The sequence below is a fragment of the Streptacidiphilus sp. MAP12-33 genome (assembly GCF_041261265.1).
Taxonomy (GTDB): domain Bacteria; phylum Actinomycetota; class Actinomycetes; order Streptomycetales; family Streptomycetaceae; genus Streptacidiphilus.
On record NZ_JBGCCA010000017.1, the window covers coordinates 56,533 to 70,700 of the forward strand.

At 75.3% G+C, this 14,168-nt stretch carries 9 protein-coding genes; 1 reads left to right on the forward strand and 8 read right to left on the reverse strand.

The window, feature by feature from the left end:
- Window positions 1-7: 7 nt before the first annotated feature.
- The 4 genes from ABH931_RS18355 to ABH931_RS18370 form a co-directional block, all read right to left on the reverse strand.
- Window positions 8-3,262 carry a hypothetical protein gene (locus ABH931_RS18355; RefSeq protein WP_370114521.1) on the reverse strand — a complete coding sequence of 1,085 codons (3,255 nt, stop codon included), beginning with the start codon at window positions 3,260-3,262 and terminating at the stop codon, window positions 8-10.
- Entirely contained in the window at window positions 3,259-4,440 is a 1,182-nt protein-coding gene (locus ABH931_RS18360) for a hypothetical protein (RefSeq protein ID WP_370114522.1), read from the reverse strand. Before ABH931_RS18360 ends, ABH931_RS18355 begins: the two co-directional genes overlap by 4 nt.
- A complete protein-coding gene (locus tag ABH931_RS18365; RefSeq protein WP_370114524.1) occupies window positions 4,437-5,258 on the reverse strand; it encodes an AAA family ATPase in 822 nt (273 codons plus the stop codon). Before ABH931_RS18365 ends, ABH931_RS18360 begins: the two co-directional genes overlap by 4 nt.
- A 147-nt stretch (window positions 5,259-5,405) precedes the next feature.
- Window positions 5,406-8,087, reverse strand: coding sequence for a hypothetical protein (locus tag ABH931_RS18370; protein WP_370114526.1), 2,682 nt, complete (start codon window positions 8,085-8,087; stop codon window positions 5,406-5,408).
- 74 nt (window positions 8,088-8,161) lie between these two features.
- Between ABH931_RS18370 and ABH931_RS18375 the strand changes: the two genes are divergently transcribed.
- The gene (locus tag ABH931_RS18375; protein ID WP_370114528.1) at window positions 8,162-9,415 is read left to right on the forward strand and encodes a hypothetical protein; all 1,254 of its coding nucleotides are present in this window, start codon (window positions 8,162-8,164) and stop codon (window positions 9,413-9,415) included.
- A gap of 15 nt (window positions 9,416-9,430) precedes the next feature.
- Here the strand turns inward: ABH931_RS18375 and ABH931_RS18380 are convergent, their stop codons facing one another.
- The 4 genes from ABH931_RS18380 to ABH931_RS18395 form a co-directional block, all read right to left on the reverse strand.
- A complete protein-coding gene (locus ABH931_RS18380) occupies window positions 9,431-9,841 on the reverse strand; it encodes a DUF779 domain-containing protein (RefSeq protein WP_370114530.1) in 411 nt (136 codons plus the stop codon).
- Window positions 9,841-11,358 carry an aldehyde dehydrogenase gene (adh, locus tag ABH931_RS18385; protein ID WP_370114531.1) on the reverse strand — a complete coding sequence of 506 codons (1,518 nt, stop codon included), beginning with the start codon at window positions 11,356-11,358 and terminating at the stop codon, window positions 9,841-9,843. Before adh ends, ABH931_RS18380 begins: the two co-directional genes overlap by 1 nt.
- Before the next feature lie 221 nt (window positions 11,359-11,579).
- A complete protein-coding gene (locus ABH931_RS18390; protein WP_370114533.1) occupies window positions 11,580-12,371 on the reverse strand; it encodes a class I SAM-dependent methyltransferase in 792 nt (263 codons plus the stop codon).
- 163 nt (window positions 12,372-12,534) lie between these two features.
- Window positions 12,535-13,881, reverse strand: coding sequence for a GAF domain-containing protein (locus tag ABH931_RS18395; protein WP_370114535.1), 1,347 nt, complete (start codon window positions 13,879-13,881; stop codon window positions 12,535-12,537).
- Window positions 13,882-14,168: the final 287 nt, after the last annotated feature.

Consider the following 14,168-nt stretch of genomic DNA (forward strand, 5'->3'; position numbering starts at 1 on the left):
CGAGGACTCACACCTCCGTTTCCCGTGAGTCCGCCACCGCCAGGCCGTGCGCGAGTGCCTCCGCCCGGCCGAGCACCCGGAACCAGCGGGCCCGGCCGGGACGCAGCGACACCTCGAAGACATCGCTCCTGGGATGCAGCACCGCCGGCTGGGTCAGCTCGCCCCCGGAACGGTGCGAGGCGACCTCCAGCAGCACGGCCTGCCCCGGCCGCCGCCCGATCCTGGTGGCGGTGGCCCGGCTCTGGGTGTTCGTCAGACAGAGCACCTCCTCGCCGTGGTAGCTCCGGCGGACCGCGACCACTCCCCTGGCCACCGTGTCCACGGCCGCGGCCTCACCCCGCGCGAGGGCCAACTGCTGCTCCCTGACCTCCAGCAGGCCGCGCAGCCAGCGCGCGTCGTCGTCCTCCCCGAGCAGTTCGGCGGGGACCTCCAGGCAGCCCGGCAGGGCCAGCAGCAGCGCGCCGTCGGCGGTGCCGCTGCGGCGGTCACGCGAGCGCGGGGGCAGCGCCCAGCCGAGACCGGGCCCGGTGGCCCGCAGGGCCGCCTCCGGCTCGGGGGCCGGCGCAGGCCCGACCACCAGATGGAAGCAGTCGCGCAGGCCCTCCCAGTCGCCGCCCTCGGGTTCGCGCTCCACCCGGGCGAGCAACGCCCCGTCCGGGTGGGCCGCGACCAGATGGCCCAGGTCCCGGACCAGGGCCGGCGGCCACTGGTCGGCGCGGATCAGCCGCAACGCGGACACCGTCTCGAGCAGCGCGGCGGCCTGCTCCAGCGCCCGCAGCTCCTGCGCGAACGTCCACCCGTGGGCAGGCGGCCGCAGGTCGGCCACCAGCCGCACCCCGGCTGCCGCCGCCAGCGCGGGCAGCTCGCCCCGGGGGCCGCCCGGGCCCTGGGCGGTCTCGCGGGCGTCGCGGACGTGACCCCGGCGGCCCTGGCCGCCGCCACGGACGTCGCGACCCTCGGAGCCCTGCGGGCCCCACCCGCCCTCGCGGGCGTCACGGCCCTCGCGGGCGTCGCGGCCCTGGTGGCCGTCACGGATGTCGCGGCCCTGCGGGCCCTCGCGACCCTCGGAGCCCTGGGGGCCCCAGCCGCCCTCGCGGCCGTGGCGGGCGTCGCCGCCCTGGTGGCCGTCACCGACGTCGCGGCCCCGCGGGCCCTCGCGACCGTCGGAGCTCCGGAAGCCCCAGCCGCCCTCGCGAGCGTCGCGACCCTGGCCGCCGTCACCGACGTCGCGGCCCCGCGGGCCCCCGCGACCGTCGGAGCCCTGGGGGGCCAAGCGGCTGTCGGAGACGAGCAGTTCGGCGGGGACCATCGCGTAGGCGAGGCCGGAGGCGCGGGCGGTCCGGAGCAGGAGGGCCGGGTCGCGTCCGAGCGGGCCGGCGCTCAGGACGACGCCAAGGGAGTGCCGCAGCCAGGCCGGACCGGTGGGGTCGGGTTCCGCGCCACGCACGGTGCCGTGGCCGGGCACGATGGCACGCCCCGGTTCGGTGACGGGCCGCGGGTCGGGGGTGAGCAGTTGGAGGTGCCCGTCCTCGGCGGCGATCTCCATGGCCCCGCCGCGGCCGACCACCAGCAACCGGCCGCCGTCGAGCGCATGGACCGCCTCGGCGCGGAAGGGCACCCGCGTCGGCGCCGATGCGGCCACCGGCTCCACCCCGCCGATCGACATGCGACGCAGCTCCGACGTGCCGTCGGCGATCCACAGCTCTTCAGGCGCGCCCGCCGCGTCGGTGGTGAGGGCGAGCCCGGTGATCTCGCGGCCCGGCACGGCCCGGGTCAGCTCGCGTGCGGCTCGGCCGGGCTCCGCGCCGCTCACCCGGCCGTCCGACAGGGCCCAGCAGACGAGCCCCGAGCCGCAGTCCAGCGCGAGCGCCGTCACCCGGGCTCCTGGACCGGTGAGCGTCTCGCCGACCGGCGTGTCCGGGTCGTCCAGCCACCAGCGGTGGACCCGGCCGGCCCGGTCGGCCGCGGCGAGCCAGGGAGCGGCGCTGCCGCCGCGCAACTCGCTCACCACGTCCGCGTGGCCGAGCGTCCGCCGCAGGCGCCCGTCGTCGCGCAGCTCGACCGACGGCCCGTGCGCCGCCGCGAGCAGCGGCCGTCCGCTCCCCGCGACCCAGGCCAACACGGCAGGCGTGGCTTCCAGTTCGAAGGAGTCGACGACCGGCGCCGGCTGCTGCGCGTGGACGAGCACCACGGTACGGCCGACCGAGACCGCGGCCTGCCGGCCGTCCGCTGTGACGGCCAACCGCTGTGGCACGCCGACCAGTTCGACGTCGGTGGGCCCGCCCTCGCGTTCGAGCCGCAGCCGGGTGGCCCCGGCCCAGCCGAAGGCCACCGCGTGGGCGGACCCCGACCCGCCGTGCGCGCAGAGCAGATCGGCGTTCAGTTCGGCCTGGGCGCTGAGTACGGACCCGTCCGGCCGCACCCGCGCGACCAGCCGCACCCGCAGGTCGGCCTCCTGGCCCTCGTACAGGTCGAGCTCGTGCGGACGGGCACCCGGCAGCGCGCTGCGCAGCAGCAGCCGGGTCCGGGCCGCACCGGAGACGGTGCAGATCCGGGCGTCCAGGGCCGGCGGACGGCTCACCACCGCGCCGTCGGCGGTGAGGCGCACCCCCACCGCGACGCGGTTGCGGGCGAGGGCGCGAGCGGCCAGCAGCTCCTCGGGGTCACGTCCGGCCCCGGCCTCCGGCGGCAGGTCCAGGCCGAGCCGCTCCGCGGCCGCCACCCACAGCCGCCACACCGCCTCGCTGCGGCGGGCCCGGTCCGGCAGGCGGGGCAGGAACCGCAGCAGCCACCGGCCCACCTCGGCCCCCTCGGGCCCGGCGTCGGCCAGGGCGGTCTCGAACGGCAGCAGCTCCGCCCGCAGCTCCTGCTCGCTCGGCTCGGTTCCCTGCGCCTCCGCCCACAGCAGCCGTTCCAGGATCCGCACCGAGGGCGGCGCGTCCCGGTGCTCCCGTTCCGTGAACTCCCGGACCCGGTGCAGCAGCTCGCGGTCTCCGGCCAGCTCCCGCCGCAGTTCGGCGGCCACGCCCGGGTCCAGCACGACGGCGCGGCGGCCGGCTGCCTCCACCAGTGGGGAGAACCAGAGCAACCCCTCGAGCGCGGTACTGCTCCTCGGCAGAAAGTGCAGCCGGGCGCGGCGGACCATCGCCGGCTCGGCATGGGCCGCGAGGCAGAGCCTGGTGGCCAGCGCCACCACCTCCGGGTGCTGTTCGGCCAGCTCCGCCACCCGTGCCGAGGCGCGCCGGTCCACCGGGACGCTCACCGGTGCGGCCCCCGGTCACGCAGCCTGCGGGTCTCCGCGCGCACGGCGCCGATGGTGGTCCGGTGGTCGAGCGGCACCAGCGCGACGGCCTGGCGCAGCGCGGCCGGGTAGACCTCGGGCGGGAAGGGCGTCAGGCACGCCACCGGGTTGCCCATCCGGCGTATGCCGCGCAGCCAGGTGAGCCACTGGGCCGATGTCGTGGCCGTGCGCTCGACGAACGGGACCGGCAGCGCGCCGAGATCGGACAGCACCAGCACCGGACGGCCCGGGGCGGGCGGCTGGTACTCCTGCCAGCTGCGTCCGCCATCGTGGCTCACCCGCCCGCCGCGCACGTCGCGGACCTCGATCCGGTCCCGGCGCAGCACCGCGGCCGCCAGTTCGGTCAGCCAGACCCGGTCGTCGCGGTAGGGCTCCATGGCGGCGCCGCGATCGAGCAGCAGCAGGGCGCCCTGCCGGGTGGTCGGCCGGATCCGCCGGGGCGAGCGCCGTGGACGTCGCGGTGACCCGCCGGTGGCCACCCGGACCACCAGCTCGGCCATCCCCTGCGGATCCACCTCGCGGCCCTCCACATCGGTGGAGGCGGCGGCGAAGAGCACACCGCGCTGGGCCCGGGGATCCCAGGGCGCCGGCATGGCGGCGGCGGACGCCCGGCCGACCTCGAAGAGCGGCGTCGGGGCCGTCGTCGCGGCCGGGGGACGTGGCCCGCGGCCCGGATCCGGGCCGTTGAGCGTGGTGAGCGACCCGGTCGCGGGCGGGGCCGCCTCCACGACGGGCGCGTGCGCCGGGCGGCCGGCGAGGCCGAGCGGCGCCAGCGCGTCGAAGGGCGGTATCCCGTCGACGGAGGCGGCCACGGCGAGAGAGCCGGCCCCGCCGCCCGCGGATCCGGGCTGCGGGGTGGGGCGCTCGGTCGGGTCCGGCGCTCCGGGCCGCCCCTCTCGGAGGGTCGCGGGAGGCGCGAGCGGTGCGGGCGCCGCAGGCCCGGTGGACGTGTGGACACCGCTGCCCGGGCGTGGTGTTGCGTGGGCCGGCCGGCCCGGGTCGACCGCTCCGCCCTGGCCCGGCGTGGGCAGCGGAAGGCCGAGCGCCCGCGCGAGGATCCGCAGGTCCTCGCTGGAGTGCACGTCCAACGCGACGGCGGCCGTGAGCAGGTCCCCCAGCTGCTTGGGGCCGCGGATCACAGCAGTCCCTCGGACGCGAAACCGGTCTTGATCATGGCGAGGTCGGCCACCGTCCGCCACAGCGGCGAGTCCGACCGCAGGGCCAGCCTGCGACAGGCCCGCAGGGTGTCCAGGTACTCGGCGGTGCTCGCCACACCGACCCGGTGCGCCGAGAACCCCTCCAGCAGGTGGTCCGCCAACTGACCGGCCAGATCGCGGTCCAGGTCGTCGCCCAGGTGCAACTCGGCCACCCGCAGCAGGTGCTCCTGGGTGGGCGGCTTCAACCGCAGTGCGATGCAGCGACGCAGGAAAGGCACCGACAGTGCCCGCTCTTCGTTGGTGGTGACCACGACCAAGGGCCGTTCCGTGGCCGGGTCGACGGTCACCGGCGTGCCGCCCGGGCCGGCGAAGCGCAGTTCGCCCAGCGGTACCAGCAGCGCGTTCGGGAAGTCGGGGTCCGCCTTGTCGATCTCGTCGATCAGCAGCACCGCCCGGCGTCGGCGCCGGTCGGCGGGGAGGGCGAGGTCCTTTTCCGGGTCCAACGCCATCCAGAGCGGTCCCGGTTGGCAGTAGGGGTCGATGCCGGAACCGTCCGGCGGGCGCAGCGCCCCGTGCTGCGCGTCGCTCAGCCGCCGCAGCACCTCCTCGCGCCAGAGCAGGTCCGTGTCCTCGGTCCGGGCGGTGACGACCACGGAGTAGTAGCGACAGCCCATGATGCGGGCGACGTTGGGCGCGAGCGACGACTTGCCCGATCCCGGAGGGCCGGAGACCAGCAACGGACGGCCGGTGGCGAGCGCCACGTTGACCGCCAGCACCGTCTCCTCGTCGAACGCGTACACCCGCCCGTCCGCTCCGACTCCGTCAGCCTCACCAGAAACCGGCTCTGACGGTATGTCAGGATCGAACAGCTTGGTGTAGCGCATCGAGGACCCCCGTTCCGACTCACCGCCCCGGCACTTCCCGGCCCGCGCTGAACGATGGTCACATCAGTCACCGCCGGGAGACAACCCCACCTTCCCGTGCACCCGCACCACGAGCCGCTCGGATCTCAACTCCCAGATGTCCCCACCTTGTTCACGTACCAGATCGAGTCGGCGAAGCCAGCGCGCCCGCGCCGCGCAGTCGAGGTCGAAGGCCGCCGGCCCCGGATGGAACTCGGCGAAGACCACCTGGGAGCCGGCCAGCGCCTCCAGACTCGCCAACCGTGGGCAGTCGCGCACCACCAGGGTCCGCAGCGAGGCGCAGTCGCCGAGATCCGGCAGGTAGGTCAACCCGGGATCGCCCGAGAGGACCAGGGTGCGCAGCCCTCCCAGTCGGGACAGCGGCGCGGTGTCGCCGTCGAGCGACCCGTGCCAGTGCAGCTCGGTGACCTCGTCGGCCTCGGGTGAGGCGGCCAGCGCGGCCAACTCCGCGGCGGAGCGAACCACCCGCTGCCCGGAGCCGGGGGTTCGGGACGGCAGGCGGGCGGCGAGCCGGTGCACCGGCTCGCCGTCGGCCGAGCGCGCGAGAGGCGCGGTGGTCGAGCCGTTCGACCGTGCGGGGGCGGGCCGTTCCGACTCCGGCAGCAGACGACGCAGGCGGACTCCGCCACGCCTGACCAGCGCCAGCTCCGGCGCCCCCAGCGGACCGAGGCCCGCCAGGGCCGTACGCAGGTGCTCGGTCGGCACCGTCTGCTCGCCGTCACCCCAACCGTCCCCGCTGCGGTCGCCGCCCTCACCACGGTCGCCGCCCCCGCCCCGGTCGCCGTCCTCGTCCGTCGCCGCCAGGGCGACGGCGAGCGGCAGCAGGCGGGCGACGGAGCCGGACACCGGCACGTCCAGCAGCCCGGCCAGGACCGCGCCGCGCCGGGCCCCGGTCAGCCGCTGGGAGACCAGCAGGATCGGCTCGGCGGATCCGGAGCGTTCCAGGTGCCCGACCAGCTCCGCGACGACCGACGGCACCGGGGCGAGGGCCAGCTCCGTGGCGGCCAGGCAGTCCCGCAGGGCCGCGCTGCCGAAAGCCAGCCGGTCGTGCCGGACCTGGTAGAAGACACCCGCGTGGCCGGTCAGTTCGGTGACCAGCTCGCGGCCGTCCGGCTCCGCCCGGTCGCTGACCGCCGCGGCAGCCTCCTCCCGGCTGACCTCTGTCGTGCCCGCCCGCTGGGCCACCAGCGCCAGCCGCCCGGCCGCGCGGGTCAACCACGGCGCAGGAGGCGTCACTTCGCCGGACTCTCCGGGGTGCGGAACATGGCCGTCCGCACGGGCCGAACGCCAGGCCGCCGCCACCGCCGCGTCGACGAGCCCGCGGCGCGAGGGCAGGGCGGAGTCGTCCGCCCCGGACTCCCCGGACAGGGCGGCCGCCCAGACCGCCGCGGCCCCGGAGGGCCAGGCGGCCAGCTCCCGCAGCACGGGATCGCGCGCGAGCAGCGCCCCCAGCGAGCGTGCCAGCGCCTGCTCCCGCTGCCGCCCGGAGCCCCTGGCGGCCAGGGCGAGGAACGCCTGCGTCTCGTCGAGGCTCCACGGCTGCAGCCGAACCAGGGAGAAGTCGTCGTCCAGCCAGCTCCAAGGCGCCTGTTCGCCGTCGGTCGCCACGGCCAGCGGGGTGGCGGGGTAGCCGGTCAGCAGCAGCCGCAACCAGTCCCAGATCCCCTCCCGCGCCCGGGCGGACTGGGCCTCCAGGCCGCTCAGGGTCAGCAGCACCGAACCCGCCCGCAGCCGGCGGGCGGCCCAGCCTGCCGGCTCCTCCGCCGCGAGCTCCGGCGCGACGGCCTGCACCAGGTCCGGCACCGGCGGCATGCCCCCGCTGCGCGCCGTCAGCGGCAGCACGACGTCACAGCCCCACGGGCCGGCCCCGGGCCGCTCCTCCAGCACCGCCCGCCCCAGCCAGGACAGCTCGCGCCGACGGCCGCTGCCCGGGGGCCCGGTCAGCATCAGGCGGCGGCCGAGGTCCGGGAGCTGCTCGCGCAGCAGTGCGGCGCCCGGCCCGTCCACGGTGGCCACCCGGCGCGGCACGTCCACCGGTGGCCCGTCTCCGGACAACGGCAGCGTCTCGGCCAGCCGAGCCCGCAGCCGCGTGGTGAACGCCTGGTCGTCGTCGTAGAACGGCCCCGCCTGGTCGACGTCCTGCTGCTGCGGCCGTTCCTCGACCGCGGTGGCCCCGACCGCGTTGGTTTCGACCGGGGTGGCCTCGTCCGCGACCACCCGCATCTGCTCCACGAGGGCAGCGAGGACCACGGTGTACTCCGCCGCCAGCCGGGGGGCGCGTCGCAGCACCTGGGCCAGGCCGTGTTCGAGGTACTCACGCGGAAGGCCGGACCGTCCGAGGACGTCCAGCTCCGCGGCGACGGAAGGCAGCCGCTGCCGCATCGCCTGCCACCGGACCGGTAGCAGCAACCGCGGGGTCGACCCGGTGCGGGCCTGGCCGAGGGTGCGCCGCCGGGCCGCGACCGTCCACTCGGCGACCACCCCCGCGTCGCCGAAGTAGTCCGGGGAGCAGAGCGCCACCACGACGTCCGCGCGCCGCGCCCCGAGCAGCGGGTCGTCCCCCGGGGACGCACCGATGCGAACGAAGCCACCCGGCCATCGCCGGTCCAACTCCCTTTGGAGATCGGCGAGAAACCGTGCCGACCAGGCGCTGTCCCCGCCGTCGGCCCCGCTGACGGCGTACCTGGACACGGCAACCGTGGACACCCGACAGCCCCTTCCTCGACCCGCCTGCCGGACTGGAGAGGCTACCCAGGTTCCTTGTGCCACAATCCTCTGCAGTGACGTACGTCACCCCGCACGTGAACAGGACGCCTCAGCACATGGTCGGCCGACCTCCTCCCGCCGCTCCCGCCGCCCTCGCCGCCCCAGCCGCCTCCGGCACCGCGGCAAGCGCCCTGTCCCTGGAGCGGATGGCGACGGCCGCCGAGGCCGGCGCACTCCCGGGCCCGGTCCCCGGAGCTCCCGGAACCGCACGCGGGCTGCTGACCCGTCATCAGTACGCGCTGCTGAGCACCGGTCTGCGCGTGACTCCGGTGATCGGCGCCGACGGCCGGCCACAGGTGCTCCCCATGAACGAGATCGACGCCGCGCTCGCCGTCTTCCGGCCGCAGCACGTGGAGGGGGAGCGTGCGGGGCTGGCCAACCGCGGCCGTCCGCAACTGCTCAACGCCCTGGTCGGGCCGGAGGCCCGGACCGTCGGCTACATCCAGGGGTTGCCACCCGGCTGCCTGCCACAGGTGCTGTCCGCTGTGGACCTCGCCGTCGAACAGCCGGTCGTGCTCCGGGTCGTCTACGGGGCCAGCACCTGCATGCCGTTGCGGGCGCTGAGCTACGTGCTGCCCGCCGTCCAGCTCGCCCAGCGGATCGACACCGTCGTCGGTGCGGGCCGCACCCATGTCGAGGTCGTGCTGATGGGCCGTCTCGGCACCGCGGTCAACGGGCTGCCCGCCGCCGAGGTGAGCGACGAACTCGGGCTGCTGGCCCGGATGCTCACCCAGCTCCTCACCACGCTGCGGCCCGGCGGGTTCAGCGTGCTCGGCGACGCGACCGCGGACGTGGCCGAACCCCTGACCGAGCTGACCCGGCGCCTCGGGTCCGCCACCCGCGCCGGGACGCTCGCGCTGCTGTCCGGCCGCGGCGGCAGCCACAGCGACGAGCAGACCCTGCGCTACGTCGCCGCGCACATCCTGCTGCACGACCTCGGCGGGGTCGAGCTCACCCGCGAGGCGGGCTCGGCCCCACCGGACCGCCCCGTCCGGATCGACGTGGGCGGCCTGCTGGAACGTCACTTCTTGCAGGCCCGCCTGCTGATGCTGCGGGAGCTGGATGCCCCCCTGGCCGCGCCGCTCGTCCTCACCCGCCACTCGGTTCCCCCGTACCTGATGGCCAGGGACGGTGACCTGGCCCTCCGGGACGCCCGCTCCGCCACCCTGACCAGCCATCCGGACACCCCGCTGGCCAAGGCCGCCGGCCTCGACCTCGCCTACCTGCGCCGTCACCTGCCGCCGGGGGTGCTGCCGCCGAACGCCTGACGCGGCGGCGCGGCGTCAGCCGGCGGTCTCCGCGCCGGTGGCGAGCGGCGGCTCCGCGTCGATGCCGGCCAGTTCGGCGTCGGTGAGCAGGCGGGAACGGATCAGGAAGCGGACGCCCTCGGGGGCCTCCACGGAGAAGCCGCTGCCACGACCGGGGACGACGTCGACGGTCAGGTGGGTGTGCTCCCAGTAGGCGAACTGGTCGGCGCTCATCCAGAACGGCGTATCGCCGTCCACGTGACCGAGCAGCACGTCCTGACCACCGACGCGGAACTCGCCGCGCGGGTAGCACATGGGTGCGCTGCCGTCGCAGCAGCCACCGGACTGGTGGAACATCAGCGGGCCGTGCTGCCGCGCCAGCCGCCGCAGAAGTGCGGCGGCCGGCGCGGTCAGCTCCACCCGCGGGACCCGCGGGTCCGGACCCATCAGAAGAAGCCGAGCTTCTGGTCGGAGTAGCTGACCAGCAGGTTCTTGGTCTGCTGGTAGTGGTCCAGCATCATCTTGTGCGTCTCACGGCCGATGCCGGACTTCTTGTAACCGCCGAACGCGGCGTGCGCCGGGTAGAGGTGGTAGGAGTTGGTCCAGACCCGGCCGGCCTTGATCGCGCGGCCGAAGCGGTAGGCGGTGTTGCCGTCGCGGGTCCACACGCCGGCGCCGAGGCCGTAGAGGGTGTCGTTGGCGATCCGCAGGGCCTCCTCCTCGGTGTCGAAGGTGGTGACCGAGACGACCGGGCCGAAGATCTCCTCCTGGAAGATCCGCATGTCGTTGCGGCCCTTGAAGATCGTCGGCTCGATGTAGTAGCCGCCCTCCAGACCGGCGACCTTGCGCGGGCCGCCACCGGTCAGCACCCGGGCGCCCTCCTTCATGCCGATGTCGAAGTAGGAGAGGATCTTCTCGTACTGGTCGTTGCTCGCCTGCGCGCCGATCATGGTGGCCGGGTCGAGCGGGTCGCCACCGACGATCGCCTCGGTGCGCGCGATGCAGCGGGCCATGAACTCCTCGTAGATGGAGGAGTGGACCAGCGCGCGGGAGGGGCAGGTGCAGACCTCGCCCTGGTTCAGGGCGAACATCACGAAGCCCTCGACGGCCTTGTCCAGGTAGGCGTCGTCGTGGGCGGTCACGTCCGGCAGGAAGATGTTCGGGCTCTTGCCGCCGAGCTCCAGCGTCACGGGGATGATGTTCTCCGAGGCGTACTGCATGATCAGCCGCCCGGTCGTGGTCTCGCCCGTGAAGGCGACCTTGGCGACGCGCGAGCTGGACGCCAACGGCTTGCCGGCCTCGACGCCGAACCCGTTGACGACGTTGACGACGCCCGGCGGCAGCAGGTCCGCGATCAGCTCCATGACGACGAGGATGCTGACGGGCGTCTGCTCGGCGGGCTTGATGACCACGCAGTTGCCGGCGGCGATGGCGGGGGCGAGCTTCCACGCGGCCATCAGGATGGGGAAGTTCCACGGGATGATCTGGCCGACCACACCCAGCGGCTCGTGGAAGTGGTACGCGACGGTGTCCTCGTCGATCTGGGAGATCGAGCCCTCCTGGGCCCGGATCATGCTCGCGAAGTAACGGAAGTGGTCCACGGCGAGCGGGATGTCGGCGGCGAGGGTCTCCCGGACCGGCTTGCCGTTCTCCCACGTCTCGGTGAGCGCGAGCACCTCCAGGTGCTGCTCCATCCGGTCGGCGATCCGGTTCAGCACGGTGGCCCGCTGGGTCGGCGAGGTGCGGCCCCACGCCTCGGCCGCACCGTGCGCGGCGTCCAGCGCGCGCTCGATGTCGGGGGCGGTGGAGCGGGCGACCTGACAGAAGGTCTCGCCGGTGACGGGCGTGGGGTTGTCGAAGTAGCGGCCCTCGGCCGGGGCGACGAAGTCGCCGCCGATGAAGTTGTCGTAGCGGGGCTTGAAGCCGAAGACGCTGCCCTCGGTCCCGGGCTGGGCATAGACCATTACGCGCTCCTCGTCGAGCGTCCGGTGGGTTGCCGCCCACTCTTGCCGCCCGAGGTTGGCGAAAGGTTGGCGCCCAGGCGCCTGACGCTCCACCACGACGTAGAAACCCCGGTGGACCTTGCCGACCACCTGGGCGCCGAGGACCACAAGGCGCTGGACCTCGCCGATCAGTGTCCCCGCCCCGGGCGCGAAGGCGCGACGCGCCCGGGCCGAGCCCGAGGCTAGCCGGCGACCGGCCCCGGATCGGCGCGAAGCCGGCGGGCCCGGTAGCACTCGGTGCGGTAAGGGAGTTCGACGTGGCTGCGGCCCGCAAGGGACGGGTGGTGCGCGAGCAGGTCGCGGACCTCGGCGAAGAGGGCCTCGCGTTCGGCCTCCGCCATGGTGATCACGTAGCTGCGCGAGGCGACCATGTCCAGGAGCTGGTCGCCCGTCAGCGTGTTGACCCATTCGACGTCGTGGCGCTCCACCGGACCGAACAGGTCGGGGTGGGCCGCCAGGCCCTCGACACCGACGCCGCCGATGACGGGCGTGCCGCCGGGGTAGAGGAGACGGCCCAGCGCGGCCACCCAGTCCTCGCGTTCGTCGCGGACGTTCCAGACCATGCCGAGGTGTCCGCCGGGACGCAGGACGCGGGCCACCTCGGGGACCGCGAGGGAGGTGTCCACCCAGTGCCAGGCCTGCGCCGCCAGCACGACGTCGGCGGAGCCGTCGGCCAGCGGGACCGACTCGCCGGAGCCCGCCAGGACTGTGGCGCCCGGCACCGCCGCCGACAGCTGCTCGCGCATGCCCTCCGACGGCTCGACGGCGCTGACCTCGAGCCCTCGCGCGCACAGCGACCGCGTCAACTTGCCCGTCCCCGCCCCCAGGTCGACGACGGCGCGCGGCGCGGCGCCGCCCTCCGGGCCTGGGGCGAGCAGCCAGTCCAGAGCCGCCTCGGGGTACTCGGGACGGCCGCGCTCGTAGGCGGCGGCCGCCGCACCGAAGGAAGTGGCCTGGGCAGAGCGGTCGTGCATGCGGTTCCTCACGTCGTCGGTCACGGGCTCCCGGTCACGGGCTCCCGGTCACGGGCTCCCGGTCACGGGCTCCCGGTCACGGGCTCCCGGCACCCTAACGGTCAGTGGCATCCGGCGCCCGTCCATTTCCGCGTCGCCGGATGACCGTCGACGCGGCCGGCCGCTACGCCAGGGCCGCGCGCAGGCGGGCGGTGGCGAGGCCGCGGCGGGTGTCGTGGGGGGCGAGGAGGGAGAGGGCGTGGCGGTGCAGGGCGATGTCGTAGCGGGCGTGGTGGCCGAAGGCGAGGGCGAGGGCCGGGTCCGGGGAGGCGAGGACGGTCTCCCGGAGGGCGACGTGGAGGTGGTCGCGCCACTCCACGATGCCCGGGGCCTCGGAGCGGGCGAGCAGTGGCCCGGTGTAGGCGGCGACCGCCGCGGCCGCGTCGCCGCGCTCGACGGCGGCGGCGACCAGCGCCGCGTCACAGGCGAGCGGGCTGGTCAGCGCGTAGCGGCGGATCGCGATGCCGCCGCCGAGCGCGCTGCGCAGGTGCGAGACCTCCGCCTTGAACGTGGAGGCGGAGACCGGGCGTTCGCCGTAGAGGGCGTCGTGCAGCCGGTCCGGGCTGAACCCCTCGGGTTCCAGGGCCAGCAGGGTCAGGATCTCCAACTGCCGTGGCCGCAGTGGCAGCTCGCACGACCCACGTTCCAGGCGCGGGCCTTCGCCCAGCACGGTCAGCCGCAGCCGCGATCCCGCGGCCGCAGGGGACCCGCTGCCGTCACCTCGTGGCGCCGCCGCGTCCTCGCGGAGCCGCTCCTCGATGCCGGCGGCGAGCAGCCGGACCGTGGAGAGGGCGAGCGGATGGGATCGGTCCCAGGTCGTCGACAGGTCCAGGACCCCGAGCACCCGGCCGTCCGGGTGGCGGATGGGCGCGCAGTAGCAGACCCAGCCGTGCAGCGCGGACAGGTAGTGCTCGGCGGAGAAGACCGTGGCGGCCTGGCCCCGCAGCAATGCCAGCGAGAGGGCGTTGGTGCCCATGGCCCGCTCGTCCCAACGACCGCCCGGCGCGAAGTTGATCCGCTCGGCCGCGCGCCGCATGTGGGCGCCCCCGCAGGTCCACAGGATGGTGCCCGTCTCGTCCGTCACCGCCGCGACGAAGCCGGCGTCCTCGGTGATCCGCCGCAGCTCCTCCGCCACCGCTCCCACCGGGAGTCTCAGTTGGGAATCCGCCCAGCGCGAGCGGGCCGCGTCGGCGTCCGTGGTGGGCGCCTGCGCACAGCCCCGGTCCAGACTGGCGCCGCTGCGCGCCCACGACTCGGCGACCTCCGACCGCAGCGCCCCGCCCGCCGGCTTCGGCCGCCAGGTGCGCGACCGCCCGCGTACGGAACGGGGGCCGCCGGGAGTCTCGCCCCAGGTGACCCAGGCGTGCTCCAACTCCCGCCGGAGCCGCCGCAATCGTGACGCGTCGGGCAGGTCGGTCGATCCACCGGGCTCTGCCCCGGCCGGCTGCACTCCCGCGTCCGTCGTCCCCACGCATCCATTTAGCTCGCCGTGACCGCGCTCGACAAGAGCCCCCGCAGTGGACCGGTCGGGCGCAGCCCGTTGAGCCGGAGTCAGTATTCGCCTCCTGTCCATCTGGCGCACGCTTTCGGCCCGAACTCACTCCTTCGAGTGGTCGGCTCTGGAAAACCTTCCGGATCGGGGCAGCCGGACTAGCGTCGGCAGCGGAGTCGGGCCACGGCTCGGCATCACGCAGGGGCAGGGCAGGGCAGGTGGGGCCCGGCCCGGGTGGGACCGGGCGGGGAGGTTGCCGTCATGGG

Coding starts and splice junctions, on each gene's coding strand:
- ABH931_RS18390 (WP_370114533.1), bottom strand. CDS start 12,371: ATGCACGACCGCTCTGCCCAGGCCACTTCCTTCGGTGCGGCGGCCGCC.
- adh (WP_370114531.1), bottom strand. CDS start 11,358: ATGGTCTATGCCCAGCCCGGGACCGAGGGCAGCGTCTTCGGCTTCAAG.
- ABH931_RS18380 (WP_370114530.1), bottom strand. CDS start 9,841: ATGGGTCCGGACCCGCGGGTCCCGCGGGTGGAGCTGACCGCGCCGGCC.